The 26,626-nt window shown below is 64.8% G+C and carries 30 protein-coding genes; 7 read left to right on the forward strand and 23 right to left on the reverse strand.

Annotated features, from left to right (window positions below; genetic code table 11):
* Nucleotides 1-12 precede the first annotated feature (12 nt).
* Genes ASC75_RS12435 through ASC75_RS12445 form a run of 3 tightly spaced genes read right to left on the reverse strand, consistent with a single transcriptional unit; the run spans nucleotide 13 to nucleotide 1,804 of the window.
* The gene (locus ASC75_RS12435) at nucleotides 13-648 is read right to left on the reverse strand and encodes a class I SAM-dependent methyltransferase (protein ID WP_055975261.1); all 636 of its coding nucleotides are present in this window, start codon (nucleotides 646-648) and stop codon (nucleotides 13-15) included.
* Nucleotides 645-1,451 carry an amino acid ABC transporter permease gene (locus ASC75_RS12440; protein WP_055975264.1) on the reverse strand — a complete coding sequence of 269 codons (807 nt, stop codon included), beginning with the start codon at nucleotides 1,449-1,451 and terminating at the stop codon, nucleotides 645-647. Before ASC75_RS12440 ends, ASC75_RS12435 begins: the two co-directional genes overlap by 4 nt.
* Nucleotides 1,448-1,804 carry a helix-turn-helix domain-containing protein gene (locus ASC75_RS12445; protein WP_244487817.1) on the reverse strand — a complete coding sequence of 119 codons (357 nt, stop codon included), beginning with the start codon at nucleotides 1,802-1,804 and terminating at the stop codon, nucleotides 1,448-1,450. The genes ASC75_RS12440 and ASC75_RS12445 overlap by 4 nt, the downstream gene beginning before the upstream one ends.
* A gap of 76 nt (nucleotides 1,805-1,880) precedes the next feature.
* Between ASC75_RS12445 and ASC75_RS12450 the strand changes: the two genes are divergently transcribed.
* Nucleotides 1,881-2,282, forward strand: a complete 402-nt coding sequence (locus ASC75_RS12450; RefSeq protein WP_244487818.1) for a hypothetical protein — start codon at nucleotides 1,881-1,883, stop codon at nucleotides 2,280-2,282.
* 45 nt (nucleotides 2,283-2,327) lie between these two features.
* Here ASC75_RS12450 and ASC75_RS12455 read toward each other — a convergent pair whose 3' ends face one another.
* Together ASC75_RS12455 and rplS are read right to left on the reverse strand one after the other, a co-directional pair.
* Nucleotides 2,328-3,125 (reverse strand): basic amino acid ABC transporter substrate-binding protein, encoded by a 798-nt coding sequence (locus ASC75_RS12455; protein WP_055975270.1) that lies wholly within the window; start codon nucleotides 3,123-3,125, stop codon nucleotides 2,328-2,330.
* A 180-nt stretch (nucleotides 3,126-3,305) separates the two neighbouring features.
* Nucleotides 3,306-3,857 carry a 50S ribosomal protein L19 gene (gene rplS, locus ASC75_RS12460; protein ID WP_055975272.1) on the reverse strand — a complete coding sequence of 184 codons (552 nt, stop codon included), beginning with the start codon at nucleotides 3,855-3,857 and terminating at the stop codon, nucleotides 3,306-3,308.
* Between the two features lie 345 nt (nucleotides 3,858-4,202).
* On the opposite strand from rplS, the gene ASC75_RS12465 reads away from it, so the two are divergent.
* The 3 genes from ASC75_RS12465 (at nucleotide 4,203) to ASC75_RS12475 (ending at nucleotide 5,770) form a co-directional block, all read left to right on the forward strand.
* Complete coding sequence (locus tag ASC75_RS12465; protein ID WP_055975523.1) at nucleotides 4,203-4,958, forward strand: sulfite exporter TauE/SafE family protein; 756 nt, start codon at nucleotides 4,203-4,205, stop codon at nucleotides 4,956-4,958.
* Between the two features lie 78 nt (nucleotides 4,959-5,036).
* Nucleotides 5,037-5,333: a type II toxin-antitoxin system HigB family toxin gene (locus ASC75_RS12470; protein ID WP_055975276.1), complete on the forward strand. Its 297-nt coding sequence runs from the start codon at nucleotides 5,037-5,039 to the stop codon at nucleotides 5,331-5,333.
* Nucleotides 5,333-5,770 carry an XRE family transcriptional regulator gene (locus ASC75_RS12475; protein WP_055975279.1) on the forward strand — a complete coding sequence of 146 codons (438 nt, stop codon included), beginning with the start codon at nucleotides 5,333-5,335 and terminating at the stop codon, nucleotides 5,768-5,770. Before ASC75_RS12470 ends, ASC75_RS12475 begins: the two co-directional genes overlap by 1 nt.
* Nucleotides 5,771-5,780: 10 nt before the next feature.
* Here the strand turns inward: ASC75_RS12475 and trmD are convergent, their stop codons facing one another.
* The 4 genes from trmD to rimM are packed head-to-tail and all read right to left on the reverse strand — an operon-like array spanning nucleotide 5,781 to nucleotide 7,768.
* Nucleotides 5,781-6,500 (reverse strand): tRNA (guanosine(37)-N1)-methyltransferase TrmD, encoded by a 720-nt coding sequence (gene trmD / locus ASC75_RS12480; protein WP_280137954.1) that lies wholly within the window; start codon nucleotides 6,498-6,500, stop codon nucleotides 5,781-5,783.
* A 2-nt stretch (nucleotides 6,501-6,502) separates the two neighbouring features.
* Nucleotides 6,503-6,919 (reverse strand): type II toxin-antitoxin system HicB family antitoxin, encoded by a 417-nt coding sequence (locus ASC75_RS12485; RefSeq protein ID WP_055975283.1) that lies wholly within the window; start codon nucleotides 6,917-6,919, stop codon nucleotides 6,503-6,505.
* Nucleotide 6,920: 1 nt separating this feature from the next.
* A complete protein-coding gene (locus ASC75_RS12490; RefSeq protein WP_055975286.1) occupies nucleotides 6,921-7,109 on the reverse strand; it encodes a type II toxin-antitoxin system HicA family toxin in 189 nt (62 codons plus the stop codon).
* A gap of 56 nt (nucleotides 7,110-7,165) precedes the next feature.
* Nucleotides 7,166-7,768 carry a ribosome maturation factor RimM gene (gene rimM, locus ASC75_RS12495; protein WP_055975290.1) on the reverse strand — a complete coding sequence of 201 codons (603 nt, stop codon included), beginning with the start codon at nucleotides 7,766-7,768 and terminating at the stop codon, nucleotides 7,166-7,168.
* Nucleotides 7,769-7,839: 71 nt separating this feature from the next.
* Between rimM and ASC75_RS12500 the strand changes: the two genes are divergently transcribed.
* Together ASC75_RS12500 and ASC75_RS12505 are read left to right on the forward strand one after the other, a co-directional pair.
* Nucleotides 7,840-8,778, forward strand: coding sequence for a tyrosine recombinase XerC (locus tag ASC75_RS12500; protein ID WP_055975293.1), 939 nt, complete (start codon nucleotides 7,840-7,842; stop codon nucleotides 8,776-8,778).
* A gap of 70 nt (nucleotides 8,779-8,848) precedes the next feature.
* The gene (locus ASC75_RS12505; protein WP_055975525.1) at nucleotides 8,849-9,919 is read left to right on the forward strand and encodes a TraB/GumN family protein; all 1,071 of its coding nucleotides are present in this window, start codon (nucleotides 8,849-8,851) and stop codon (nucleotides 9,917-9,919) included.
* 98 nt (nucleotides 9,920-10,017) lie between these two features.
* On the opposite strand, the gene ASC75_RS12510 is transcribed toward ASC75_RS12505, so the two are convergent.
* From ASC75_RS12510 to mdh, 13 genes are all read right to left on the reverse strand, one after another.
* Nucleotides 10,018-10,488: a DUF2867 domain-containing protein gene (locus ASC75_RS12510; RefSeq protein ID WP_055975296.1), complete on the reverse strand. Its 471-nt coding sequence runs from the start codon at nucleotides 10,486-10,488 to the stop codon at nucleotides 10,018-10,020.
* Between the two features lie 36 nt (nucleotides 10,489-10,524).
* Nucleotides 10,525-10,719, reverse strand: coding sequence for a hypothetical protein (locus ASC75_RS25985; RefSeq protein WP_156381218.1), 195 nt, complete (start codon nucleotides 10,717-10,719; stop codon nucleotides 10,525-10,527).
* 392 nt (nucleotides 10,720-11,111) lie between these two features.
* Entirely contained in the window at nucleotides 11,112-12,518 is a 1,407-nt protein-coding gene (gene lpdA, locus ASC75_RS12515; protein ID WP_055975299.1) for a dihydrolipoyl dehydrogenase, read from the reverse strand.
* Nucleotides 12,519-12,544: 26 nt separating this feature from the next.
* Nucleotides 12,545-13,300, reverse strand: a complete 756-nt coding sequence (locus ASC75_RS12520; protein WP_055975302.1) for an SDR family oxidoreductase — start codon at nucleotides 13,298-13,300, stop codon at nucleotides 12,545-12,547.
* Nucleotides 13,297-13,791, reverse strand: a complete 495-nt coding sequence (locus tag ASC75_RS12525) for a hypothetical protein (protein ID WP_055975305.1) — start codon at nucleotides 13,789-13,791, stop codon at nucleotides 13,297-13,299. The genes ASC75_RS12520 and ASC75_RS12525 overlap by 4 nt, the downstream gene beginning before the upstream one ends.
* Nucleotides 13,791-14,435, reverse strand: coding sequence for a LysE family transporter (locus ASC75_RS12530; protein WP_055975308.1), 645 nt, complete (start codon nucleotides 14,433-14,435; stop codon nucleotides 13,791-13,793). The genes ASC75_RS12525 and ASC75_RS12530 overlap by 1 nt, the downstream gene beginning before the upstream one ends.
* Nucleotides 14,432-14,887, reverse strand: a complete 456-nt coding sequence (locus ASC75_RS12535; RefSeq protein WP_055975311.1) for a VOC family protein — start codon at nucleotides 14,885-14,887, stop codon at nucleotides 14,432-14,434. The genes ASC75_RS12530 and ASC75_RS12535 overlap by 4 nt, the downstream gene beginning before the upstream one ends.
* Nucleotides 14,888-14,923: 36 nt before the next feature.
* Nucleotides 14,924-15,337: an MAPEG family protein gene (locus tag ASC75_RS12540; protein ID WP_055975314.1), complete on the reverse strand. Its 414-nt coding sequence runs from the start codon at nucleotides 15,335-15,337 to the stop codon at nucleotides 14,924-14,926.
* 119 nt (nucleotides 15,338-15,456) lie between these two features.
* A complete protein-coding gene (odhB, locus tag ASC75_RS12545; RefSeq protein WP_055975317.1) occupies nucleotides 15,457-16,722 on the reverse strand; it encodes a 2-oxoglutarate dehydrogenase complex dihydrolipoyllysine-residue succinyltransferase in 1,266 nt (421 codons plus the stop codon).
* Nucleotides 16,723-16,744: 22 nt separating this feature from the next.
* Nucleotides 16,745-19,735, reverse strand: a complete 2,991-nt coding sequence (locus ASC75_RS12550; RefSeq protein WP_055975319.1) for a 2-oxoglutarate dehydrogenase E1 component — start codon at nucleotides 19,733-19,735, stop codon at nucleotides 16,745-16,747.
* Between the two features lie 139 nt (nucleotides 19,736-19,874).
* Nucleotides 19,875-20,771 (reverse strand): succinate--CoA ligase subunit alpha, encoded by an 897-nt coding sequence (sucD, locus tag ASC75_RS12555; protein WP_055975323.1) that lies wholly within the window; start codon nucleotides 20,769-20,771, stop codon nucleotides 19,875-19,877.
* A 4-nt stretch (nucleotides 20,772-20,775) separates the two neighbouring features.
* Entirely contained in the window at nucleotides 20,776-21,972 is a 1,197-nt protein-coding gene (gene sucC / locus ASC75_RS12560) for an ADP-forming succinate--CoA ligase subunit beta (RefSeq protein WP_055975326.1), read from the reverse strand.
* Between the two features lie 11 nt (nucleotides 21,973-21,983).
* A complete protein-coding gene (gene mdh, locus ASC75_RS12565; protein WP_055975329.1) occupies nucleotides 21,984-22,952 on the reverse strand; it encodes a malate dehydrogenase in 969 nt (322 codons plus the stop codon).
* Between the two features lie 230 nt (nucleotides 22,953-23,182).
* Here mdh and ASC75_RS12570 point away from each other — a divergent pair, with 230 nt between their 5' ends.
* On the forward strand, nucleotides 23,183-23,626 hold the full coding sequence (locus ASC75_RS12570) for a GNAT family N-acetyltransferase (protein ID WP_055975332.1): 444 nt from the start codon (nucleotides 23,183-23,185) through the stop codon (nucleotides 23,624-23,626).
* A 50-nt stretch (nucleotides 23,627-23,676) separates the two neighbouring features.
* On the opposite strand, the gene acnA is transcribed toward ASC75_RS12570, so the two are convergent.
* Nucleotides 23,677-26,430, reverse strand: coding sequence for an aconitate hydratase AcnA (gene acnA / locus ASC75_RS12575; protein ID WP_348271289.1), 2,754 nt, complete (start codon nucleotides 26,428-26,430; stop codon nucleotides 23,677-23,679).
* Between the last annotated feature and the right edge of the window lie 196 nt (nucleotides 26,431-26,626).

Genomic DNA, 26,626 nt, shown 5'->3' on the forward strand with positions numbered 1-26,626 from the left:
TCCTTCGCCACCTTACAGGACTTCGAAAACGAAGGCCTGCACCAGCACCTCCGGCTCGGCCACGGCGAAGGCCCGGAACGGCGGGCTCTCTTCGACCGGCCGCCACTTTCTTGCCAGCTCCAGTGCGGCGAATTTCGGCCGGAACCCGCCAGCCTCCAGCACCACGTCGCGCACGGTGAAGATGACGAAGCCGCCCGGCCGTGTGATCCTGGCCAGTTCGTCCAGGCTCGAGGCCGGCGCGTGCCCCGCGGTGAACACGCCGGTCGAGAAGGCGGCGGCGAAGTGCCCGTTGGCCCACGGCAACGGCCCGCCCAGCGCGGCCCTGGTCAGCGCCGTGTAGCCGCCGCGTGCCCGGGCGAGGTCGAGCATCTCGTCCGACAAATCGAGCCCTTCGATCTCGTCATAGCCCAGTGCCCGGAGATACGGTCCCGACAGCCCGGTGCCGCAGCCGGCGTCGAGCAGCGGCAATGCACCCTTGGCGACGTGCCGCGCCACCCACGCCGCGATCACGAAGGGCAGGCAGTAGCCCAGCGCCGCCGTCTCCGTGTCATAGCTATTGGCCCATGCCGCATAGGCAGCCGCCAGTTCCGTTTCAGTCGAGGCCGCATAGACCATGTCGAGCGCGGTCTTGTCGGCCTCTCCGGTCATGGCTTGAAATCCCTCCGTATCCGCCGCTCCAGCGCCCTGAGGCTGAGCGACAGCCCGACGGTCAGGAGCAAGTAGACATAGGCTACGATGGAATAGGTTTCGAAGAAACGAAATGAGCCCGAGGCATAAACCTTGGCCATCTGGGTGATGTCGGCGACGCCGAGCACCGACACCAGCGAAGAATCCTTCACCATGGCGATGAAGTCGTTGCCATAAGGCGGCAGGATGGTCCTGAACGCCTGCGGCCAGACGATCAGCCGGAAGCGCTGATAGCGCGACAGCCCCAGCGCCTTCGCCGCCTCGATCTGGCCGACATCGACGGCCTGGATGCCGGCGCGGAATATCTCGGCGATGAAGGACGAATATGCGATCGTCAGCGCGAGGATCGCCCGCCACAACAGCGAGAAGTCGCGCACCTGCATCGGCTCGACCAACCCCGCCGACTGCAGCGGGATGGTCACCCAGTTCCACCCAACCACGAAGGCCGGGGCACCGACGAAGGCGATCCAGAACAGCAGCACCAGGATCGGCAGCCCGCGGATGATCTCGACATAGAAGCGCGAGATCTGGCGCAGCACCTTTGAACTCGACAGCCCGAGCAGCGCGATGAACAGGCCGAGCGCCGAAGCCATGGCGAAGGCGACGATGGTGACGAACAGCGTCACCCACAGCCCTTTCACCAGCGTCGCGAGAATCTGGCTGTAGACGTCGCTGGTACCGATTGCCACCGCCGAGACCGCCGCGATTGCCACCGCGGTCACCAGCCACCACGGAAAATCGTCCTTCTTGACCGGATGGCTCATAGCGCTGCGTCCAGCCGCGCAAACGACTGCGGCAGCGTCTCGAACTGGTCGAGAATCGCAACCACCTGGCGGCCGCCCGATGTCAGCGAATAGACCACGCCGCGAGGGAAGGCGGCGACTGCATCACGCTCGACAAGCCCACGCCGCGACAGACCGTCCAGCCGCTCCGACAACACCTTGGCGGTAATGCCGGGCAGACGCGCCATCAGGTCGCCATGCCGTTTCGGACCAGCCGACAGCTGCCACAGCACCAGCGCGTTCCAGCGGTGACCGAGAAAGGAAAGCCAGTCCTCGACCGGGCACACCTCCGGCCGCCGTGGCATCGGCACCTCGCGCTCGCTGGTCGCGGTCATCTCTGTTCTCATTCGGGGTATCCGTTTGGATAGTTCTGGAACGGCATGTTTTGCTCGCCAAAACAGGAGAAAGCCAATGTCATCGCCAATGTCATCGAAAGTCTACCGGCCTGCCGACATGAACAAAACCTTCGCCGCCATGCGCAACAGTGGCGATGTCGGGGCTATGCTGGAGCTCTACGAGGAAGGCAGTCAGTTGCTGGTCGATGCCAGCGGCTCCGGCTTCACCGGCAAGGCCGCGATCGCCGAGGAGCTTGAACGGCTGGTGCGCATGCCGGGCAAGATGACGTCCAAGAACACCTTCTGCGTCGAGCACGGTAACCTGGCGCTGCTGCGCGCCGATTTCGCAATCGTCAATGAGGAAGGCGTGACCCTCTATTCCGGCTTCACCGCCGAGATTCTGCGCAAGCAGGCCGACGGCGCATGGCTCTATGTCGTCGACCACGCCGGCGCCAGCCGCTACGGAGCGGACGCTTAGCCGGCAGCTTGCCGTCTCCGCCGCGAAGCGGAGACGGCAGCGCAATCACTGGCCCATCTTGTAGTCGAGGAACCACTTCTTGTTCATCCCGTCGAACGTGCCGTCGGCCTTGAGCGCGGCGATCGCCGCGTTGATCGGGGCAACGAGGTCCGAGCCCTTCTTGAAGATGAAGCCGAAATCCTCGCTGCCCAGCGGCCCGCCCACCACCTTGAGCTTGCCTTCCGAGGCGTCGACATAGCCCTGGGCGGCGACGCTGTCGGTCAGCACCAGGTCGACGTCGCCGGCCTTGAGCGCCTGCACGGTGGCCCCAAAGGTCTCGAAGAGCTTGATGCGCGGGTTCTGCTCGTTGCCGTCGAGGATCTCGTAGACGGCGGTGTAGAACGGCGATGTGCCCGGCTGTGCCGCGATCAGTCCGTCCTTGAGGGCGCCGAAGCTCTTGGCGTCGGTGAAGCGGCTCTCGTCGGCGCGCACCAGCATGAACTGCTGCGAGCGCATGTAGGGATCGGAGAAATCGACCTTTTCCTTGCGGTCGTCCTTGATGGTGATGCCCGTCATGCCGACCTGGTACTGGCCGTCCGACACCGCCTGGATCATCGCGTCCCAGCTGGTGTTCTGGTACTCGATCTTGAAGTTCAGCCGCTTGGCGATCTCGTCCATCGCGTCATATTCCCAGCCGATCTGCTTGCCGGTCTTGGGATCGACGAACTGCAGCGGCGGATAGGCGTTCTCGGTCACCACCACCACCGTCCTGCCGCCGAGGTCGGGCAGGCTCTGGGCCTGGGCGGCGAAGGGCGAAAGAACGAGGGCGAGAGCGGCGGCAAGCGCGAGCTTGAGATGGTTCATGGTCAGTTCCCCGAAAACACAGGACCGGCGGCGCCGGTCGTTTGCGCCAGACTTTAGCTCGCCGCGGGCCGCATGCAAGCAGGCGCCCTGCCTCGCGCATGGAAGAACTGGAATTCCATCCCCCCGAAACACAAAAGGGCGACCGAAGCCGCCCTTTCGAAAATCATGAAGTGCCGGAGATTATTCGGCTGCAGGCTCGGCGGCGGCTGCCTCAGCTGCCTTGGCGGCCTCGTCTGCTGCCTTCTTCTCTGCTGCTTCCTGGGCGGCCTTCTCGGCGGCCAGGGCCTGGGCGGCTGCGACCTTCTCGGCCTCGATGCGAGCCTTCTCGGCGTTGGCTGCCTCGCGCTCGGCGTCGTTCAGCTTGCGGGCGCGCACGCCGGTGTTCTCGACGATACGAGCCGACTTGCCGCGGCGATCGCGCAGGTAGTACAGCTTGGCGCGACGGACCTTGCCGCGGCGGACGATCTCGACGCCCTCGATCATCGGCGAGTAGACCGGGAACACACGTTCCACGCCTTCGCCATAGGAGATCTTGCGGACGGTGAAGTTTTCCTGGAAGCCCGAGCCGGCGCGGGCGATGACGACGCCCTCATAGGCCTGCACGCGGGTGCGCGAACCTTCGGTGACGCGGACCAGAACGCGCACGGTGTCGCCTGGCTGGAATTCCGGCAGGGTGCGCTTGGCTTCGATCTTGGCGGCCTGTTCGGCCTCGAGCTGGCGGATGATATCCATCTCAACTATCCACTTCTTGTTCTTCCGACAGCCAGAGCGCCCGCGCTCGCCTTGCAGTTCCAATGACCGCTCGGATATGCCTTGTTCCCTCGCGGGCCTTCCGGCAGGGGCGACTACACCGTCACTGTTGACGGGTCCGGTCGATTATTCGTCCGGTTCGGGCGGGCACATACCGCTATTTCAGCCATTTGTCACGCCTTTGCCGCGTCTTTTTTGCGCGCCTCGCGTGCTGTCGCCGCTATCGGGAGCTTGGACCACATGGCCGCCATCGGCAAGCCATGGCTTGCATCGCCGGCCCGGGCTTCCTACAGACCCCATGGCGCAGCGTATCGGAGCAGGCAACCCGTGACCTTCATCACAGTCGTGATCCTCTTTGTCGCGGGCTTTTTGTCGGGCGTGGTCAACGCCATTGCCGGCGGCGGCACCTTCCTGACCTTCGGCGCGCTGACGATGGCCGGCCTGCCGCCGATCTCCGCCAATGCGACGTCGTCGATCGCCCAATTCCCCGGCTACATCACCTCGACCTGGGCCTACATCAAGGACATCCGCCTGATGTGGCGCGGCGCGCTTGCTTTCGCCGTCATCTCGGCCGTCGGCGCCCTCATCGGCTCGCTGTTCCTGCTTTCGCTCGACAATGTCTCTTTCGGCGCGCTGGTGCCGTGGCTGCTGCTCGCAGCAACCGCGCTGTTCGCCGCCGGTCCCTGGCTTCGCCCGGCAAAGCTCGCCGATCGGCCGGAAGGTGCGCCGTCGTCGCTCGCCGGCCGCATCGTCCAGTTCTTCACCGCGATCTATGGCGGCTTCTTCGGCGCCGGCATGGGCGTCATGATGCTGGCGACGCTTGGCCTGACCGAAGGCGGCGACTACCACCGCCTCAATGCGCTGAAGAACATGCTCTCCATCGTCATCGCCGCGGTCGCCATCGTCATCTTCGCCTCAGGCGGCGTCGTCGCCTGGACGGCAGCGGCGGTCATGGTGCCCGGCGTCGCGCTCGGCGGCTATGCCGGCGTCTGGACCGCCCGCCGCGTGCCGCAGTCCATCGTCCGCGCGCTCGTCGTCGCCATCGGCCTGTTCCTGGCGTTCTATTATTTCACCAGGGGCTGACCAGCCGGCCAGGCTCGCTGAACCTTCCCAATTCGGGAAATTTCTTGTTCCCAAATTGGGAAACGGCTATATGAAGACATGCAGATATTGAGCGGGAAGACGCTGCGTGACTTCTGGGAGAAACACCCCCAGGCGCAGCGTCCGCTCACCGCTTGGTATCAGGCCGCAAGCGTCGCTGTTTGGTCGGGCCCAGCCGACATCAAGGGCGCGTTCGGCGCGAGCGTGAACTTTGTCGCCGACAACCGTGTGGTCTTCGACATTGCCGGCAACAAATACAGGCTGGTCGTGCATGTTAGCTATACGTTCAGACGTGTGTTGATCAAATTTGTCGGGACCCATGCCGAGTACGACAAGATAGACGTGGAGAAGGTGTGATGGACAACATTCGACCTATCCGCAATGACGCAGACCTCGAATGGGCCATCTCAGAAGTAGCCCGCTACTTCGAGCATGAGCCCGAACCGGGCAGCGCCGATGCGGAACGCTTCGACGTGCTGTCGACACTCATCGAGGCTTACGAAGACAGGTACCATCCGATCGAGATTCCGGACCCGGTCACCGCCATCGTCGCGCATATGGAGATGCGGGGTCTGAAGCAGCGCGACCTCGCCGTCGTCCTTGGATCGGCATCGCGCGCGTCTGAGATCGTCAACCGCAAGCGTATGCTCAATGTCGACATGATCCAGCGGCTTCACGCGCAGTGGAAGATGCCGGCAGAGGCGCTGATTCAGCCCTACCACCTCGCAGCGCCAGACACTCGCGCGGTGAGAAAGCCGTCAAAACGTTCGGCGGCGGCGGTCCACAAGTCGTAGGGCACCGCCTTCAGCTCTTGTGTTGCGCCCACAAATCCGGCCGCCGCTCTTTCGTCAGCCTCTCCGCCTCGGCGCGGCGCCATTTGGCGATCTTGCCGTGGTTGCCCGAGGTCAGCACTTCGGGGATGGCAACACCCTCGAATTCCTGAGGCCGGGTGTAGTGCGGATGCTCCAGCAATCCGCCCTCGAAGCTCTCTTCTTCGCCCGAAGTCTCGTTGCCCATCACGCCGGGCAAAAGCCGCACCACGGCGTCGAGCAGCACCAGCGCCGCGGGCTCTCCGCCAGAAAGGATGAAATCGCCGACCGAGATCTCTTCCAGCTCGCGCGTGTCGATCACCCGCTGGTCGACGCCTTCGAAGCGGCCGCACAGGATCACCGCGCCCGGCCCGGCCGCCAGTTCGCGCACCCGCTCCTGTGTCAGCGGCCTGCCGCGCGGGCTCATCAGGATGCGTGGTCGCGCGTCGCCCTCGGGCGAGGCATGGTCGATCGCCTTGGCCAGGATGTCGGCACGCATCACCATGCCAGCGCCACCACCTGCAGGCGTGTCGTCCACGGTGCGATGCTTGTCGGCGGCGAAATCGCGGATCTGCACCGCCTCCAGCGCCCAGTCGCCCCGCTCCATCGCCCGCCCCGCCAGGGAAACCCCCAGCGCGCCCGGAAACATCTCCGGATAGAGCGTCAGGACAGTTGCCCGAAACCCGGGCAAATTCTTCTCATCATTTCCCGACACGATCAGCCGCGCGCCTTTCGTTTTTCTTCTCTCTCGATCTCGTGCTTGGCGGCGACCGCCAGAAAGCCCGAGCGCGTATAACCCGATTGCTGCGCAAACAGGTCGATCTGCTTGAGCACATCCTCGGAGAAGGTCACGTTGACGCGAATGGAGCGCTGGTCGAGCGGCGGAGCTTTGACCAGCACAGCAACGCCGTCGCGGTTTTCGGCGACGCCCATCACATCCTCCAGTGACGTCGGCTCGGGAATTGGCTCACCGTCCTCCATCATGCCTTCGATATGCAGCGCCAAGGCCTCTTCGGCGCCGGCACGCGCTTCATCGAGCGTCGGACCAGCCGACACGCAACCCGGAAAGTCGGGGAACGATACGCCGTAGTCGCTGTCGGCGTCCTTGTGGATGAGGGCAATGTAGTTGGCCATGCTATTTCAGCCTGATCCCGGATTGTTTCTCGATGCTGCGCAGCGTGCCCAGGGGAATGTCCCTTTTAGGATCCGGCACGGTGACCCTGCCTTTCTTGACAGGATGCTTGAACTGGACGTGGCTGCCTTTGCGCGCCACCTCAAGCCAGCCGTCCGCAACAAGCAGTCTGATCACCTCACGGCTGCGCATGATGTGTATCTATACACATAGAGACCGCAGTTCAAGATCATCGAAGTCTGATCTGACTAGCGATTGCCCCCGGCGTCCTTCGGTCCGCGCGGCCGGGCCTTGTGCTCGAACTCGCCATCGGATGGCGCGTTCTCGTCGTCTTCGTCCTCGACAAGCCCGGCCGCCACCGTATCGATGGCGACGAAGCCGCCGGCGATGTCGACCACCGGAACCGCCGCTTGCGTGAAGGGTATCAGCACGCCCTTGCGGCCCTGGTACTGGATTTCGAGGATGTCGCCGCCGCCGAAATTCTGCACGGCAAACACCTTGCCGACCGGCTCACCGGTCTCGTCGCGCACGACAAGCCCGACAAGGTCGGTGTGGTAGAACTCGCCCTCCTCGCCATCGTCGGGCAGGGCCGAGCGGTCGACGAACAACTCGGTATTGGTCAGGGCCTCGGCGGCATTGCGGTCGTTGACGCCCTTGAAGCGCACCACCACCACCTCGTTGGCCGGCCGGATCGCGGCAATCTCGAAGGCGCGGCCGTCCTTGGCGTAAAGCGGGCCGTAGTCGGCCAGCGCCAGCGGATCGCCGGTGAAGGTCTTCACCCTGAGTTCGCCCTTGATACCGTGGGCAGCGCCGATCACGGCCATCTGGATTGGATTTTGGGGTCTGGCCATTGCCTGCGCTTCACCGGTTGCTAACTTCGCTCGTTCAACACTGCCTTATTCCAATCGGACGCCGACTGCCAATGCAGGAATTCCTCATCGCTGCAAAACCCGACCTCCAGGCCGCCCGCCAGGGCTGGCTGAAGTCGCTGGCCGGCGAACGCCGCCTGTCGGCACTGACGGTCGATGCCTACGAACGCGACACGCGCCAGTTCCTGCAGTTCCTCACCGGCCATTGCGGCGGCCCGCCCGGCATCTCCGACATCAGCGACCTCCGCCCGGCCGACCTGCGCGCCTATCTCGCCGCCCGCCGCACTGATGGGGCCGGCCCCCGCACGCTTGGCCGCGGCCTTGCCGGGGTGCGCTCGCTGCTGCGTTTCCTCGAACGCCAGGGCCTGGTCAATGCTGCCGGCTCTGCGGCGCTGCGCGCGCCGAAACAGCCAAAATCGCTGCCCAAGCCTCTCACCGCGATCGATGCCAGGCGTGTCGTTTCGGCCGGCGAGCAATTGGCGGAGGAGCCCTGGATCTCCGCCCGCAACGCCGCCGTGCTCACCTTGCTCTACGGCTCGGGCCTGCGTATTTCCGAAGCGCTCAATCTGTCCGGCACTGAACTCGATTCGCCCTCCGACACCGTGCTGCGCATATCGGGCAAGGGCGGCAAGACCCGCCTCGTCCCGGTCCTGCCGGTGGCCCTGCAGGCGGTCGCCGAATACCGCAAGCTCTGCCCATATCATCTCGCTGCAGAAGGCGCGCTCTTTCGCGGCGCCCGCGGCGGCCGGCTCGACCCGGCGATCATCCAGCGCGAGATGCGCAAGATGCGCTCGGCCCTGAACCTGCCCGACACGGCGACGCCACATGCGCTGCGCCACTCCTTCGCCACCCACCTGCTCGGTCGTGGCGGCGACCTGCGCACCATCCAGGAACTGCTCGGCCACGCCAGCCTGTCGACCACCCAGGTCTATACCGGCGTCGACACCGCACGCCTGCTGGAGGTCTACGACGCCGCGCACCCCCGCGCCTGACCTCGCGAGGCTGACAATTGTCACTGCGGCATTAACCGTTTTGCCGCTTTTGGCGGCTACACAAATGCCCATGACACGTCTCACCGCCCTTGCCGACCGCGCCTCGCTGCCAGCGCTGAAGCTGCTCGCAGCACTCAACGTGCTGTTCTTCGTCCTGTTCTTCGCCGTCGCGTTTCTGTTCGCCGGCAAGGCCCATGCCGAAGCGCCCGTCTGCACCGGCTCCGACATCCTGGCGGAACTCGCCAAGGACAACCCGGCGGTTCTGGCCAGGATCGAGACCGAGGCCAAGGCCACGCTGAACGGCCAGGGCCTGTTGTGGAAGCTGGAAAAGCCCGGCCAGAAACCGTCATGGCTCTACGGCACCATGCATGTCACCGATCCGCGCGTCACCAAGCTCCAGCCCGAGGCGCAGAAGGCCTTCGACGGCTCGCACACTTTGGTCATCGAAACCACCGATGTGCTCGACCAGAACGCCATGGTCGCCAGCCTGATGAAGCAGCCCGAACTGATGATGTTCACCGACAGCACGACGCTGCCGTCGCTGATGTCCCCGGAAGAACTCGCGACCGTCAATGCCGCACTCGAAGCACGCGGCATCCCGCCGGCAAGCGTCTCCAAGATGAAGCCGTGGATGCTGTCGTCCATGGTCGCGCTGCCGGCCTGCGAACTCACCCGCAAGGCTGCCGGCGCGCCGGTGCTAGACATTCTCATTGCCCAGCAGGCCAAGGCCGCCGGCAAGGAGGTCAAGGGGCTGGAGAGCGCCGCCGACCAGCTTTCAGCCATGGCCTCGCTGCCGATCGAGTTCCACATCAAGGGCCTTGTCGAGACCCTCAAGCTCGGCAGCCGCATGGACGACGTCATCGAAACCATGGTCGTGCTCTACCAGCGCGGCGACACCGGCATGTTCTGGCCGCTGTTCCGCAATGCCCTGCCATCCGGCGGCTCCGACGATTCCGGCTACGCCGCCTTCGAGGAAACGATGGTGACGACGCGCAACAAGACCATGGCCGAGCGCAGCGCACCTCTCGTCGCCCAGGGCGACGTGTTCATGGCCGTCGGCGCACTGCACCTGCCCGGCCCCGAAGGCCTGGTCGAGCTGTACCGCAAGGCCGGCTACACCGTCACTGCTGCCGACCGCTAGAGCAATTCCAGGAAAAGTGTGCAGCGGTTTTCCGTCCGGAATTGCGCAATAACAAGAGCTTAGAGCGTTTTCGCGTTTCGAAGAAAAGCTGAAACACTCTAGACGGTCAGCCGGGCCAGCATCGCCGGAACGATGATGCGGTGGAACGGCGTGACGACTGCAAGGTAGATCCGGCCGAACCGGTTGTGCGGCCTGACCAGCGTCGTCGCACTGACCTCCTGCCGCCCCGCGCCCAGTTCCCTGACCTCGACCAGCAGCCGGAAATCGAGATGGCGGTCGTCGAGGCCGAGAACCACCCGCTCCGGCGCCTCGCTGATCACCGGAAACATCCCCACCCGCTTTTGCTTGGGCGGCAGGTCGCCGTGCCCGGTTTTCAGCCCGAACGGCCGCACCAGCAGATTGCGCAGCATCATCAGCCGGCCGATCCAGGCCGGGCCATTGACGATGGCGCGCTCCGCCGATGTCATGGCATCCAGCGACTGCCCGCCGACCACCACGGCGTAGCGGTCGGCAAAGCGTGTGCCGGGCAAAAATTCGTCTGTGTTGGAAAGGCACTGCACCACGGGCATGTCGCTGGCCTCAGGGTCGCTGCATCTCGCTCGAAGCTAGCGCGAATTGCGGGCCTCGGCGGCGTGGCGAAACGCCGCCGTCCCCGCCTCCTGCCCGCCATCCACCGTCGGCCTGCTGTATTTGCAGTCTTTTTTCGTCTCCGGTGAAACCGAAATGCGTTTCGCGCGTTGATTGCGATGTTCACGCAATGATTGCGGAGCGCAGCTGAGGGAGATCTCAATGGTGAACAATCCAGATCCAGGACGCCCCACCGGTCAGTCGAGCATGGGCAGCACGTGGCTGATAGCCATCATCGTCGTGCTGCTCGCCGCCGTGGCTTACTACATCTTCGGCCCGACCGGAGAAGCGCCGGCACCGGCCGAACCCCCGGCTGCGACAACGCCAGCTCCCGCTCCTTCAGAACCGGCACCCGCCCCCGCGCCGGCAGAGCCTGCCCCTGCGCCCGCACCGGCGGAGCCTGCTCCTGCGCCAGCTCCGGCTGAACCGGCTCCGGCTCCTGCTGAGCCCGCCCCGGCAACACCGGCACCTGCCCCGGCAGCCCCTGCCAACTGAGGTTGGTCCCGACATGCAAACGGCCCGCTCAAGAGCGGGCCGTTTTTGTTTTCAGGCGTGGTCGCCGGTCCTACATGTGGATCGGCTTGAAGAAGGTGGCGAGCGCCGCCTCCTTGACCGCTTCCGACATCGTCGGATGCGCGTGGCAGGTGCGGCCGAGGTCTTCCGACGACCCGCCGAATTCCATCAGCACCGCCGCCTCGTGGATCATCTCGCCGGCGCCGAAGCCGACGATGTGCACCCCCAGAACCTTGTCGCTGTCCTTGTCGGCCAAGACCTTGACGAAGCCGTCGGTGTGCAGCATGGCGCGCGCCCGGCCATTGGCCGTGAACGGGAACTTGCCGGCCTTGTAGGCGATCCCGGCCTTCTTGAGTTCTTCTTCGGTCTTGCCGACCGAGGCGACCTCGGGGCTGGTGTAGACCACGCCGGGAATGACGTCGTAGTTCACATGGCCGGCCTGGCCGGCAATGATCTCGGCAACCGCCACGCCTTCGTCCTCAGCCTTGTGCGCCAGCATCGGGCCCGCGACGACGTCACCGATGGCGTAGATGCCGGCGACGTTGGTGCGCAGGTGGCCGTCGGTCTTGACCCGGCCGCGCTCGTCCATCTCGACGCCCGCCTCCTTGAGGCCGAGGCCTTCGGTGTAGGGCTTGCGGCCCGTGGCGACCAGCACGACGTCAGCCTCGATGGTCTCGGCAGCACCGCCCTTGACCGGCTCGAAGGTCACAGTCGCGCCCTTCTTGGCCTTGGCGACACCGGTCACCTTGGAGCCGAGCTTGAACTCGAAGCCCTGCTTGGCCAGCATGCGCTGGAACTGCTTGGCGACGTCGCCGTCCATGCCGCCCAGGATGGAGTCGAGGTACTCGACCACCGTCACCTTGGCGCCGAGGCGCGCCCACACCGAGCCGAGCTCGAGGCCGATGACACCACCGCCGACAACCACCAGGTGGCCGGGAACCTTTTCCAGCGACAGGCCGCCGGTCGACGAGATGATCACCTTCTCGTCGAAGGCGACGTCGACGCCCGGAATGCCGGCGACGTCCGAGCCGGTGGCAATGACGATGTTCTTGGTCTCGATTTCCTGGCTCTTGCCGTCAGCACCGGTCACGCCGACCTTGCCCGCGCCCAGCACCTTGCCGGTGCCCTGGAAGCTCTCGATCTTGTTCTTCTTGAACAGGAACGACACGCCGGTCACGTTGGCGGCGACGGTGGCGTCCTTGTGCGCCATCATCTTCTTCAGGTTCATCTTCGGCGTGCCGACCTCGACGCCGAGCGCATCGAAGGAATGCTGCGCCTCGGCCAGCATTTCCGAGGCGTGCAGCAACGCCTTGGAGGGGATGCAGCCGATGTTCAGGCAGGTGCCGCCGAAGGTCGCGTTCTTCTCGACCACGGCGACCTTCAATCCGAGCTGTGCCGCCTTGATGGCGCACACATAGCCGCCTGGGCCCGAGCCGATTACGACGACGTCATATGCCATTGTTCTTTCCTTCTTGCCTGGGGCGGTCAGCGGCCGCCGCTCACGTTCAAAATCGAGCCCGTCGTATATGATGCCTCATCCGACAAAAGCCAGATGACGGCGTGGGCAACTTCCTCAGCCTTGCCTTCGCGCTTCACCGGCACCATGCCGCGAATGGCGGCGATCCGGTCCGGCTGCCCGCCGGACGCATGGATCTCGGTGTCGATGATGCCGGGGCGCACCGCGTTGACGCGCACGCCCTCGGTCGCCACTTCCTTGGCAAGCCCGATGGTCAAGGTGTCAATCGCCCCCTTGGAAGCGGCATAGTCGACATATTCGCCGGGAGAACCCAGTGTGGCCGCCACCGACGAGATGTTGACGATCGCGCCGCCGGCGCCGCCGTGCAGGCTCGACATGCGCTTCACCGCCTCGCGGGCGCACAGGATCGAGCCGACGACATTGATGCGCATCATGCGCTCCAGCCGGGCCACGCTCATCTCGTCGACGCGCGCCTTCATGTCGACAACGCCGGCATTGTTGACGAAGGCATCCAGCCGGCCGAACGTCTTGTCGACCTCGGCGAACATGGCCAGCACGTCGGCCTCGTTGCCGACATCGCCCTTGATGGCGATGGCCTCGCCGCCGGCTGCCTTCAACTGCGCCACCAGGGCATTGGCCGCCGCATCGTTGGTCACATAGCTGAAGGCCACGCGATAGCCTGCCTCGGCACCAAGCCGGCAGATGGCGGCACCGATGCCGCGGCTCCCGCCGGTCACCAGCAGTACCTTTCGGTGAGCGCTCATTCCTGGCACCCCTGTATCTCGAACACGTCCCACGGCACTTTCGAAAAGCCGTCCGGACCATAGGCCGCCGACATGCGCAGCGAATGGCCAAGGTCGGCGAAGATCAGCTTCTTGGGTGCTGCCGCCGCGATGCGCTCGCGCGGCAGGAGCCCGACATTGCCCTGCTCGTCGACGCTGTAGATCACGCCTTGCCACACCGTGCAGGCATCCAGCTCCTCGCCGGTCACATCGCCTTCCGGGCACTGGTGCATCAGCATGCCGTTGGGCCGCGCCACCTCGTCCGACCACATCACCACGCCGTCCAGCACAATGTCGTTGTCCATCACCATCTTGAAGCTGTTGGTGACTGTCGCCGACTCCAGCGTCGGCCGGAAGTCGATCGACGCCGCCTTGTCGCGGTCGCCATAGACGGCCAGTTCGATCGGGCAGGCGGCGTTGGCCGTCGTCGCCCAGAGCACCGCCACAGCCGGGATCAGGGCCGCGAACCGCATCAGCCGGCCTGTACGGTGGCGAGCTTCACGCCAAGCCCGATGAAGATCATGCCGGTCGCCTTGTTGAACCAGCGGCCCCAGGAGACGAAGCGCTCGCGCACCGACGCCATGGTGAAGAACATCGACACGCCGACGAACCAGGCGATCAGCACCACAGCCATCAGCAGGCCATAGATGCCCTTCACGCTCGCCGGCGTTTCGTGGCTCACCATCGCCGTGAACAGCGGCACGAAGAACAGCACCGCCTTGGGGTTGAGCGCATTGGTGACGAACCCCATCAGGAAGCAGCGCGCAGCCGAAATGGACTTCGGCTCGTCAGCCCCCTCCGGCACGTCGACGGAGACCATGTCCATCGGACCGGCGCGCAGCGCCATGATGCCGAGATAGATCAGATAGGCGGCACCGGCCCATTTCAGCATTGAAAACAGAAGCAGCGACTTCGACACGATCAGCCCGATGCCGAGGATGGTGTAGCTGACATGGAACAAAAGCGACGTGCCGATGCCGAAGCTGGTGATGATCGCCGCGCGGCGGCCGTGCACCACGCTCTGGCGCACCACCATCACGAAATCGGCGCCGGGCACCACCATCAGCACCGAAAACACCGCCAGCAGGCCGGCAAATTCGAACACGTATTGCGTCATGTCCTGTCCTCCGCCGCCGTGCCCAGGGCAGCGTTGCCCAGGGGCGCGTTGAAGGCCCAGACATGGCCAAACGGATCGCGGATGCGGCCGTAGCGGGCGCCCCAGAACACATCGTCCGGTTCCATGGTGATCTCGGCACCGGCGGCGACCGCGCGCTCGACGGCCTGGTCGACTTCGCCGGGCAGCTTCAGGTTGATGTTGACGGTCATGCCGGCGCCGCCTCGCGACAGCGGCGACAGCACGTCGGCGCCGATTTCGGGAAACTCGTCGTGCAGCATCACTTCGCTGCCGAACATGGCAAGGTTGGCATGCAGCACGCGCACCCCGTCATCGGCCAACTGCTCGAAGGTCTCGACCGCGTCGAACGCCTTCTCGTAAAAGACAATCGCTTCCTTGCCGCCCTTGACGCAGAGATGCACCTGGATCGGGGGAATGTCGGGTTCGAATGCCATGCAACCGTCTCGTTTCCGTTTCTTCAGGCGGCAAGGTTACGTCATCAGGCGGACGATCATCAGGACCAGTCCGGCAATCGAAACGAACCAGACGATCGAGCGCAGCACCGGCACGCCGGACACGTACAGGACCGCATAGGCGACGCGTGCGACGATCCACATCATCGCCCCGACGGCACCAAGGTCGCCGGTCTTGCCGGTGACGGCCAGCGCCAGAGCCAGCCCGATGAAGACCGGATAGGTCTCCAGCATGTTGTTGAGCGACCTGATGAGCCGCCCTGCCACCACGCTTTTCGGCACGCGCTGTTCGTCGCGCGGGCCGAGCAGGTATTTCGTGCCGAGACCGTCGGAGAGATCGAGCGCCAGCGCCTGCACCAGTATGTGCGCGATCAGCAGCACCGCGCTCCAGCCAAGCACCCAGATTTCAGTCGATACAGCCGCGGCTTCCATCACGTCTCCCCACTCTCAACATCGCTGATCAGCAAGGCGTTCCCGATTACCGGCAATTCCCCCGGAGGTAAGGGAAGGCAGGGTGCCCGGCCACGCGGGCACCCCTTGAGCTTGTCCGATCAGAGATCGAGGACCAGGCGCTCCGGATCTTCCAGGCTATCCTTGACGCGGACCAGGAAGGTCACGGCTTCCTTGCCGTCGACGATGCGGTGATCGTAGGACAGCGCGAGATACATCATCGGGCGGATGACGATCTGGCCACCGACGACCATCGGGCGCTCCTGGATCTTGTGCATGCCGAGGATGCCCGACTGCGGTGCATTGAGGATCGGCGTCGACATCAGCGAACCATAGACGCCGCCGTTCGAGATGGTGAAGGTGCCGCCCTGCATGTCGGCGACCGACAGCTTGCCGTCACGCGCCGCGAGGCCGAGACGGCCGATTTCCTTCTCGATCTCGGCGATCGACATCTGGTCGGCATCGCGCACCACCGGCACCACCAGGCCCTTGTCGGTGCCGACGGCGACGCCGATATGGGCGAAGTTCTTGTAGATGATGTCGGTGCCGTCGATCTCGGCATTGACCGCCGGGATCTCCTTCAGCGCGTGCGTCACCGCCTTGGTGAAGAAGCCCATGAAGCCGAGCTTCACGCCGTGCTTCTTTTCGAAGATGTCCTTGTACTTGGTGCGCAGCGCCATCACCGCGCTCATGTCGACCTCGTTGAAGGTGGTCAGCATGGCGGCAGCCGACTGCGCCTCCTTGAGGCGGCGCGCGATCGTCTGGCGCAGCTTGGTCATGCGCACGCGCTCTTCGCGCGGTGCGTCCGCCGTGGCCGACGGAGCGCGTACGGCCACCGGGGCGGCAGGCGCTGCCGGCGCCGCGGCGGGAACACCCTTGGCGATGGCTTCGAGCACGTCGCCCTTCAGCACCTGGCCGCGCTTGCCCGAACCGGCGACCTGGTCGACCGAGAGGTTGGTCTCGGCGAGCAGCTTGGCGGCTGCCGGTGCCGGCGGCATCTTGCGTTCTTCGATCGGCGGTTCGCCTGCGATCTTGGCGGTCTGGGCAACCGCCTCCTTGACCGTCGAAGCGGCTTCCGGCGCGGACGCCTGCGCCACGGCCGCGGGCTTGGCGGCCGTTGCGGCCCCGTCGCCGGCACCGATGGTGCCGAGCAGCGCGCCGACGCCGACGGTCTCGCCTTCCTTGACAGTCAGCTCGACCAGCACGCCGGCGGCGGGCGCCGGCACTTCGATGGTGACCTTGTCGGTCTCAAGCTCGACCAGCGGCTCGTCGACGGCGATCACGTCGCCGGCCTTCTTGAACCACTTGCCGATGGTCGCCTCGGAAACGGATTCGCCGAGGGTGGGGACACGGATTTCGGTAGCCATTTTTTGCCTGTCCGTTCTTTGGTTATTCGCCGAGGGCGTCGTCGAGGAATGCCTGGAGCTGCGCCAGGTGCTTGGACATCAGGCCCGTCGCCGGGGAGGCGGCGGCCGGACGGCCGGTGTAGCGCACGCGCTGGTGCTTGGCGTCGATATGGGCGAGCACCCATTCCAGATACGGGTCGATGAACGACCACGCGCCCATGTTCTTGGGCTCTTCCTGGCACCAGACCATCTCCGCGTTGCGGAAGCGGCTGAGCTCGGTGATCAGCGCCTTGGCCGGGAACGGATAGAGCTGCTCGACGCGCAGCAGGTAGATGTCGTCGATGCCGCGCTTCTCGCGCTCCTCGTAGAGGTCGTAATAGACCTTGCCGGTGCACAGCACGACGCGGCGGATCTTCGAATCCTTGACCAGCTTGATCGGCTCGTTGCCGAGATACTGGGCATCGTCCCACAGCAGGCGGTGGAACGAGCTCTCGCCCGAGATCTCCGACAGCGAGGACACGGCGCGCTTGTGGCGCAGCAGCGACTTCGGCGTCATCAGGATCAGCGGCTTGCGGAAGTCGCGCTTCAGCTGGCGGCGCAGGATGTGGAAGTAGTTGGCCGGCGTCGTGACGTTGGCCACCTGCATGTTGTCTTCGGCGCAGAGCTGCAGGAAGCGCTCGAGGCGTGCCGACGAGTGCTCCGGGCCCTGGCCTTCATAGCCGTGCGGCAAGAGGCAGACGAGACCCGACATGCGCAGCCACTTGCGTTCGCCCGACGAGATGAACTGGTCGAACACCACCTGCGCGCCGTTGGCGAAGTCGCCGAACTGCGCTTCCCACAGCGTCAGCGCCTTGGGCTCGGCGAGCGAGTAGCCGTATTCGAAGCCGAGCACGGCCTCTTCCGAGAGCATCGAGTTGATGACCTCGTAGCCGGCCTGCGCCGCCGACAGGTTGTTGAGCGGAATGTAGCGGTTCTCGTCGCGCTGGTCGTAGAGCACGGTGTGGCGCTGCGAGAAGGTGCCGCGCTCGGAATCCTGGCCCGACAGGCGGACCGGGTTACCGTCGAGCAGGATCGAGCCGAACGCCAGCGATTCCGCCGTCGCCCAGTCGATGCCTTCGCCCGATTCGATCGCCTGGCGGCGGTTTTCGAGGAAGCGGCCGATGGTGCGGTGGACCTCGAAGTCCTTCGGCACTTCGGTCAGCTTCTTGCCGATTTCCTTCAGCGTCTTGACCGGCACGGCGGTCTTGCCACGGCGCTGTTCGTCCTGGTTGTCGGCCGTGCGCATGCCCGACCAGGCGCCGTCTAGCCAGTCTGCCTTGTTGGGCTTGTAGGCCTGGCCGGCCTCGAACTCGGCTTCCAGGAAGCCGCGCCAATCGGCGCGCATCTTGTCGACCTCGGCCTGGTTCATCAGGCCTTCGGCCATCAGCTTGTCGGCATAGGTCTGCACCGTGGTCTTATGGGTGCGGATGTTCCGGTACATGATCGGCTGCGTGAACGCAGGCTCGTCGCCTTCATTGTGGCCGAAGCGGCGGTAGCAGAACATGTCCACGACCACCGGCTTGTGGAACTTCATGCGGAATTCGGTCGCGACCTTGGCCGCGAACACCACCGCCTCCGGATCGTCGCCGTTGACATGGAAGATCGGCGCCTCGATCATCTTGGCAACGTCCGACGGATAGGGCGACGAGCGCGAGAAACGCGGGTTCGTCGTGAAGCCGATCTGGTTGTTGATGATGAAGTGCAGCGTGCCGGCGACGCGGTGGCCGCGCAGGCCCGACAGGCCGAGGATTTCCGCGATCACGCCCTGTCCGGCGAATGCCGCATCGCCGTGCAGCAGAAGCGGCATCACCTTGGCGCGCTCTTCCTGCGGCACGATCTCGCCGCGGGCCCGGCCGAACAGCTGGTCCTGCTTGGCGCGCGCCTTGCCCATCACCACCGGATCGACGATCTCGAGATGCGAGGGGTTGGCGGTCAGCGACAGGTGCACCTTGTTGCCATCGAACTCGCGGTCCGACGAGGCACCGAGATGGTACTTCACGTCGCCCGAACCCTCGACGTCGTCTGGGGCGTAGGAACCGCCCTTGAACTCGTGGAACACCGCGCGGTGCGGCTTGGCCATGACGTTGGTAAGCACGTTGAGGCGGCCGCGGTGGGCCATGCCGAGCACGACTTCCTTGAGGCCGAGCGAACCGCCGCGCTTGACGATCTGCTCGAGCGCCGGGATCAGTGACTCGCCGCCATCGAGGCCGAAGCGCTTGGTGCCCTTGTACTTGACGTCGATGAACTGCTCGAAGCCCTCGGCCTCGATCAGCTTCGACAGGATCGCCTTCTTGCCCTCGGGCGTGAACTCGATCGCCTTGTCCGGACCCTCGATGCGAGCCTGGATCCAGGCCTTTTCCTCGGGATCGGAGATGTGCATGAACTCGACGCCGAGCGTCGAGCAATAGGTGCGCTTCAGGATCTCGAGCATCTCGCGGATTGTCGCGTATTCGAGGCCCAGCACATGGTCGATGAAGATCGGCCGGTCGTAGTCGGCTCCGGTGAAGCCATAGGCCTCCGGCGACAGCTCGTTATAGTCCTCGAGCGGCTTGGCGATGCCGAGCGGGTCGAGATTGGCATGCAGGTGGCCGCGCATGCGGTAGGCGCGGATCATCATGATGGCGCGCACCGAATCGCGCGTCGCCTGCAGCACGTCGGCCTTGGACGGCTCGGCGCCGGTGGCGGCCACGGCCTTGTCCTTGACCTTCTTTTCCAGGTGCTTCTCGACCAGGCCCCAGTTGCCGTCGAGTGCCGACACCAGTTCGCCATTGGCCTGCAGCGGCCAGCTCGGGGTCGACCACGAGGCGCCCTTGGCATTCTGGCGGATGTCGCCGGCGTCGTCCTTCAGGGCCGAGAAGAAGTCGCGCCACTCGGGATCGACCGCTTCCGGATCGTCAAGGAAGGCAGCGTGCAAAGCCTCGATGTAGTCGGCGTTGCCGCCGTAGAGGAACGAAGTGAGGGAAAATTGATCGTTGGCCTGATCTGATCGCGCCATCTTACCGCTCGGAGCCTCTGGCTCCTCTCCTGTTTCAGCGCCAATAGAGAGTAGCGAATAGCGAGTAGGACTTTGCTTTTGCTTGGTCGCTCATCGCTCTTCTCTACTCTCTATTCGCTACTCTCTATTGGCTGTTAACTTAGCCCTTGATCGCCTCGACAAGCGTGGTGCCGAGACGTGCCGGCGACGGCGACACGCGGATGCCCGCTGCCTCCATTGCCGCAATCTTGTCTTCCGCGCCGCCCTTGCCGCCGGAGATCACAGCACCCGCATGGCCCATGGTGCGGCCTTCCGGTGCGGTGCGGCCGGCGATGAAGCCGGCCATCGGCTTCTTGCGGCCGCGCTTTGCCTCGTCGATGAGGAACTGCGCTGCGTCCTCTTCGGCCGAGCCGCCGATTTCGCCGATCATGATGATCGACTTGGTCTCTTCGTCGGCCAGGAACATCTCGAGCATGTCGATGAATTCCGTGCCCTTGACCGGGTCGCCGCCGATGCCGACAGCCGTCGACTGGCCGAGACCGGCATTGGTGGTCTGGAACACCGCCTCATAGGTAAGCGTTCCCGAGCGCGAGACAACGCCGACCGAACCCTTGCGGAAGATATTGCCCGGCATGATGCCGATCTTGCACTGGTCCGGCGTAACGATGCCCGGGCAGTTCGGCCCGATCAGCCGCGAGGCCGAGCGGTCGAGGCGTGCCTTGACCTTGATCATGTCGGAAACCGGGATGCCCTCGGTGATGCAGACGATCAGCGGGATCTCGGCGTCGATCGCCTCGATGATCGCAGCCGCAGCCCCTGCCGGCGGGACATAGACCACTGATGCGTTTGCGCCGGTCTTTTCCTTGCCTTCGGCAACCGTCGAGAAGATCGGCAGCGGTACCGAGCCGTCCCACTTCTCGCCGCCCTTCTTGGGGTGGATGCCGCCGACCATCTGGGTGCCGTGATAGGCCAGCGCCTGCTCGGTGTGGAACGAACCGGTGTTGCCGGTCAGGCCCTGCACCAGGATCTTGGTGTTCTTGTCGATGAGAATGGACATTGGCTCAGTTTCCCTTCACCGCGGCGACGATCTTCTTCGCCGCGTCGTCGAGGTCGTCGGCGGAAACGACGTTCAGCCCGCTCTCGTTGATGATCTTCTTGCCCAGTTCGGCATTGGTGCCTTCGAGGCGAACCACCAGCGGAACCTTGAGACCGACTTCCTTGACGGCTGCGATCACGCCTTCGGCGATGATGTCGCACTTCATGATGCCGCCGAAGATGTTGATCAGGATGCCCTTCACGGCCGGATCGGCGGTGATGATCTTGAACGCCGCCGTCACCTTCTCCTTGGAGGCGCCGCCGCCGACGTCGAGGAAGTTGGCGGGCTCGGCACCGTAGAGCTTGATGATGTCCATCGTCGCCATGGCGAGGCCGGCACCGTTGACCATGCAGCCGATGTTGCCGTCCAGCGCGACATAGGCGAGGTCGTACTTCGACGCCTCGATTTCCTTGGCGTCTTCCTCGGTGGTGTCGCGCAGCTCAAGCACGTCGGCGTGGCGGAACAGCGCGTTGTTGTCGAACGACACCTTGGCGTCGAGCACGCGCAGGCGGCCGTTCTTCATGACGATCAGCGGATTGACCTCGAGCAGGCTCATGTCCTTCTCGACGAACGCCTTGTAGAGGATCGGGAACAGGCTCTCGCCGTCCTTGGCCGCATCGCCCGACAGCTTCAGCGCGCCGTTCAGCGCCTTGAGGTCGTCGGCCGTCACGCCCTTCTCGGGGTCGATTGCAACGGTGATGATCTTTTCCGGCGTGTCGTGGGCGACAGCCTCGATGTCCATGCCGCCTTCGGTCGAAACCACGAAGGCGACGCGGCCGACCGAGCGGTCGACCAGGATCGACAGGTAGAGTTCGCGGTCGATGTCGGCGCCGTCTTCGATGTACAGGCGGTTGACCTGCTTGCCGGCCGGGCCGGTCTGTTTGGTCACCAGCGTATTGCCGAGCATCTCTTTCGCGAACTCCACGACCTCGTCGACCGACTTGGCAAGGCGCACGCCGCCCTTGGCGTCGGCCGGCAGTTCCTTGAACTTGCCCTTGCCGCGGCCGCCGGCGTGGATCTGGCTCTTCACGACGTAGAGCGGGCCCGGCAGCGCCTTGGCCGCCGCTTCCGCTTCCTCGATCTTGAACACCGGTACGCCGTCAGCGACGGGCGCACCGAAACCCTTGAGCAGTTGCTTGCCCTGGTACTCGTGGATGTTCATACGCTTGGTCCTTACTTCTTGGCGAGGTTCGGCGCGATCGCGACGCAGGCCTCGCACAGGCCCTTCACCGCTTCGACCGACTTTTCGAACATCTTCTGCTCGGCCTTGTTGAAGTCGAGTTCGATGATGCGCTCGACGCCACCGGCGCCGATCACCACGGGCACGCCGACATACATGTCCTTGACGCCATACTGGCCCGACAGGTGGGTCGCGCAGGGCAGCACGCGCTTCTTGTCCTTGAGATAGGCCTCGGCCATCTGGATCGCCGACGAGGCCGGCGCGTAATAGGCCGAGCCGGTCTTGAGCAGGCCGACGATCTCGCCGCCGCCCTTGCGGGTGCGCTCGACGATGGCGTCGAGCTTGTCCTGGCTGGTCCAGCCCATCTTGATCAGGTCCGGCAGCGGGATGCCGGCAACCGTCGAGTAGCGCGTCATCGGCACCATGTCGTCGCCGTGGCCGCCCAGCGTCATGGCACTGACGTCCTCGACCGAAACCTTGAACTCTTCCGACAGGAAGTAGCGGAAACGGGCCGAGTCGAGCACGCCGGCCATGCCGACGACATGGCTCTTCGGCAGGCCCGAGAACTTCTGCAGCGCCCACACCATGGCGTCGAGCGGGTTGGTGATGCAGATGACGAAAGCCTTCGGCGCATACTTCTTGATGCCGGCGCCGACCTGCTCCATCACCTTGAGGTTGATGCCGAGCAGGTCGTCACGGCTCATGCCCGGCTTGCGCGGCACGCCGGCGGTGACGATGCAGACGTCGGCACCCTCGATGCCGGCATAGTCGTTGACGCCGGTGAAGCGCGAGTCGAAGCCGTCGACCGGCGAGGACTGGGCGATGTCGAGGCCCTTGCCCTGCGGCGTGCCCTCGGCAATATCGAACAGAACCACGTCGCCGAGATCCTTGAGACCGACCATGTGGGCGAGCGTGCCGCCAATCATGCCGGAGCCGATGAGGGCTATCTTGTTGCGTGCCATGAAGGAATTTCCCTTTGCCTTTAACGACGCCGTGGCGGCGGGGTGGAGTAGGTTTGGGCCAGGAGGCCGCGAGAATGCAGCCAGAAATAGCGGCTCGCAATAGCTCTGCGGCCAAAAAAATTCAACCGATTATTTCGACCTCAACTTTTTCAATCGGTTAGAAACAATGGGATTTACGTAAACGTCAAAGTTTTATGACAAAAATACAAACGAAGGATGAAGGCGCTGCAATGACTGCCATCCAGATCCGCAGACTCGTCCCCGGCGATGAAGCCCTTCTCGGCACCGTCGCGCCCGACGTCTTCGACGCCCCCGTTGACCCAGTCCGCGTCGACGTCTGCCTTGCCGCGCCCGGCCACCTGCTCTTCGTCGCCCTCGATGATGGCCAGGTTGTGGCGCAGGCCGCCGGCATGATCCACCACCATGCCGACCGGTCGCCGGAACTCTACATCGACAATGTCGGCGTCTCGCCCGCCTGGCGCCGCCTCGGCATCGCCAACCTCCTGGTCGACGCCCTTTTCGCCGCCGGCCGCGACGCAGGCTGCGAGGAAGCCTGGCTCGGCACCGAACCCGACAACCTTGCTGCGCGCGCACTCTACGGGCAACGCACGGAGCCTGCGGAAGCCGCAGAGACATTCGTCATGTACGCCTACGACCTGCGCGCCGGAAGCTGAGCGCAGCCCTCATCCTGAGCCTGTCGAAGGATGTATGAAGGCGGCCCACGTCACGCGGCCGCCCAAACAAAAGCCGCCGGAGCTTGCGCCCCGGCGGCTGTTTCACATGAATCGCGCAGAAAGCTTACGCTGCGAGGTCGCGCAGGACGTATTGCAGGATGCCGCCGTTCTTGAAGTAGTCGAGTTCGTCGAGGGTATCGATGCGGCASAGGATCGGCACGTCCTTGGTMGAGCCGTCGGCGAAGGTGATCCTGGCCGTCATCTTCTGGCGCGGCTTGATCGTCTCGAGGCCGTCGATSGTSACCTGCTCGTCGCCCTTGAGACCGAGCGTCTTCCAGCTCGTGCCCTCTTCGAAGGTGAACGGGATGACGCCCATGCCGACCAGGTTGGAKCGGTGGATGCGCTCGAACGACTGGGCGATGACCGCGCGGACGCCGAGCAGGTTGGTGCCCTTGGCCGCCCAGTCGCGCGACGAGCCGTTGCCGTATTCGACGCCGGCGAAGATCACCAGCGGCACGGTACTGCATGGCGGCGTCGTAGATCGGCATCTCTTCCTTGGACGGGTAGTGGAAGGTGTAGCCACCCTCGCGGCCGTTCTCGCCCAGCATGTGGTTGCGGATGCGGATGTTGGCGAAGGTGCCGCGCATCATCACYTCGTGGTTGCCGCGGCGCGTGCCGTACTGGTTGAAGTCGGCGACGCCGACGCCATTGTCGGTCAGGTACTTGCCGGCGGGCGAGGCCGCCTTGATCGAACCGGCCGGCGAGATGTGGTCGGTGGTGATCTTGTCGCCGAACAGGCCGAGCACGCGCGCGCCCTCGATCTTGCCGATCGCCCCCGGGCGCGAGCCCATGCCGGCGAAGTAGGGCGGGTTCTGCACATAGGTCGAGTTGTCGTCCCAGGCATAGGTCTGGCCTTCCGGCGCCTGGACGTTCTGCCAGTTCTCGTCGCCCTTGAAGACGTCGGCATATTTGCGCGCGAACARCTCGCGGGTGACGTTTTCGGCGATGAACTGCTCGATCTCGACATTGGTCGGCCAGATATCCCTGAGGAACACCGGCTTGCCGTCGCGGTCCTCGCCCAGCGGTTCGGTCGTCAGGTCCCTGGTCACCGARCCGGCSAGCGCATAGGCGACCACCAGCGGCGGCGACGCCAGGTAGTTGGCCTGCACGTCGGGCGACACGCGGCCTTCGAAGTTGCGGTTGCCCGACAGCACTGCAGCCCCRATCAGGCCCTTGTCGTTGATGGTCCTGGAGATCGGCGCCGGCAGCGGGCCGGAATTGCCGATGCAGGTCGTGCAGCCGAAGCCGACGAGGTTGAAGCCGATCTGGTCGAGYTCCTTCTGCAGGCCCGACTTCTCGAGATATTCRGCSACCACCTGGCTACCGGGCGCCAGCGAGGTCTTGACCCACGGCTTCTGCTTSAGGCCGATGCGGTTGGCGTTGCGGGCGAGCAGGCCGGCACCGATCAGCACGCTCGGGTTCGAGGTGTTGGTGCASGAYGTGATCGCCGCGATCACCACGTCGCCATGGCCGAGGTCGAAGGTCTCGCCCTCGACGGCATAACGCTTCGACTGGTCGACGGTCTTCTTGTATTCGGCTTCAAGGGCGGTGGCGAAGCCCGAGGCGATGCCTTCGAGCGGGATGCGGCCTTCGGGGCGCTTCGGGCCGGCCATCGACGGCACCACGGTTGCCATGTCGAGYTCGAGCAGGTCGGTGAASACGGGATCGGCCGAGCTGGCRTCGCGCCACATGCCCTGGCACCTGGAATACTCCTCGACCAGCGCGATGCGGTTTTCGGCGCGSCCCGACATGTTGAGGTAGCGGATGGTCTCGGCATCGACCGGGAAGAAGCCGCAGGTCGCGCCATATTCCGGCGCCATGTTGCCGATGGTGGCGCGGTCGGCCAGCGTCATGTTGCTGAGGCCCGGGCCGAAGAACTCGACGAACTTGCCCACCACGCCCTTCTTGCGCAGCATCTGGGTGACGGTCAGCACCAGGTCGGTGGCGGTGACGCCTTCCTTCAGCTTGCCGGTCAGGCGGAAGCCGATGACCTCGGGCAAMAGCATCGACACCGGCTGGCCGAGCATCGCGGCYTCYGCCTCGATGCCGCCGACGCCCCAGCCGAGCACGCCAAGGCCATTGACCATGGTGGTGTGCGAATCGGTGCCGACGCAGGTGTCGGGATAGGCCGTGGTCTCGCCGTCCTCGGTGTTGGTCCACACCGTCTGCGCCAGGTATTCGAGGTTGACCTGGTGGCAGATGCCGGTGCCGGGCGGCACGACGCGGAAGTTGCGGAACGCCTGCTGGCCCCACTTCAGGAACTTGTAGCGCTCTTCGTTGCGCTCGTATTCGAGCTCGACGTTGCGGGCGAACGCCAGCGGCGAACCGAACTCGTCGACGATGACCGAGTGGTCGATGACCAGGTCGACGGGAACCAGCGGGTTGATCTTCTCAGGGTCGCCGCCGAGCGAGGCCAGGCCATCACGCATGGCGGCGAGGTCGACGACGGCGGGAACGCCGGTGAAGTCCTGCATCAAGACGCGCGCCGGGCGGTAGGCGATCTCGACGCCGGCGGTGCCCTTGTCGGTCAGCCAGCCGGCAACCGCCTGGATCGCCTCCTTGGTGACGGTGCGGCCGTCTTCGTTGCGCAAGAGGTTTTCCAGCAGCACCTTCATCGAATAGGGCAGCTGCGAGATGCCGGTCAGGCCGTTCTTCTCGGCCTCGATCAGGCTGTAATAGACATAGTCGGTGCCCGCAGCGCTCAGCGTGCGGCGGCAATTGAAACTGTCGAGTGATTTGGACACGGTGCGATCCATCCTTGGAGGTTCAGCCTACGCGGGAACGGACTCCGATGGCATGCAATCACGCGCAAAGGTGCGGGTACGGCCATTTCCGCTGTCCGCTCCCAAGCAACCCGAGCCGTTCAAGGCGGCGCGTGCGCTGGTTCGGCGCATATTCTCTTTACCATGCCGACCGCTGGCATCGTCGACTGGCATATAG

It is taken from the genome of Aminobacter sp. DSM 101952 (genome assembly GCF_001424795.1).
In the GTDB taxonomy this organism is placed as follows: domain Bacteria; phylum Pseudomonadota; class Alphaproteobacteria; order Rhizobiales; family Rhizobiaceae; genus Aminobacter; species Aminobacter aganoensis.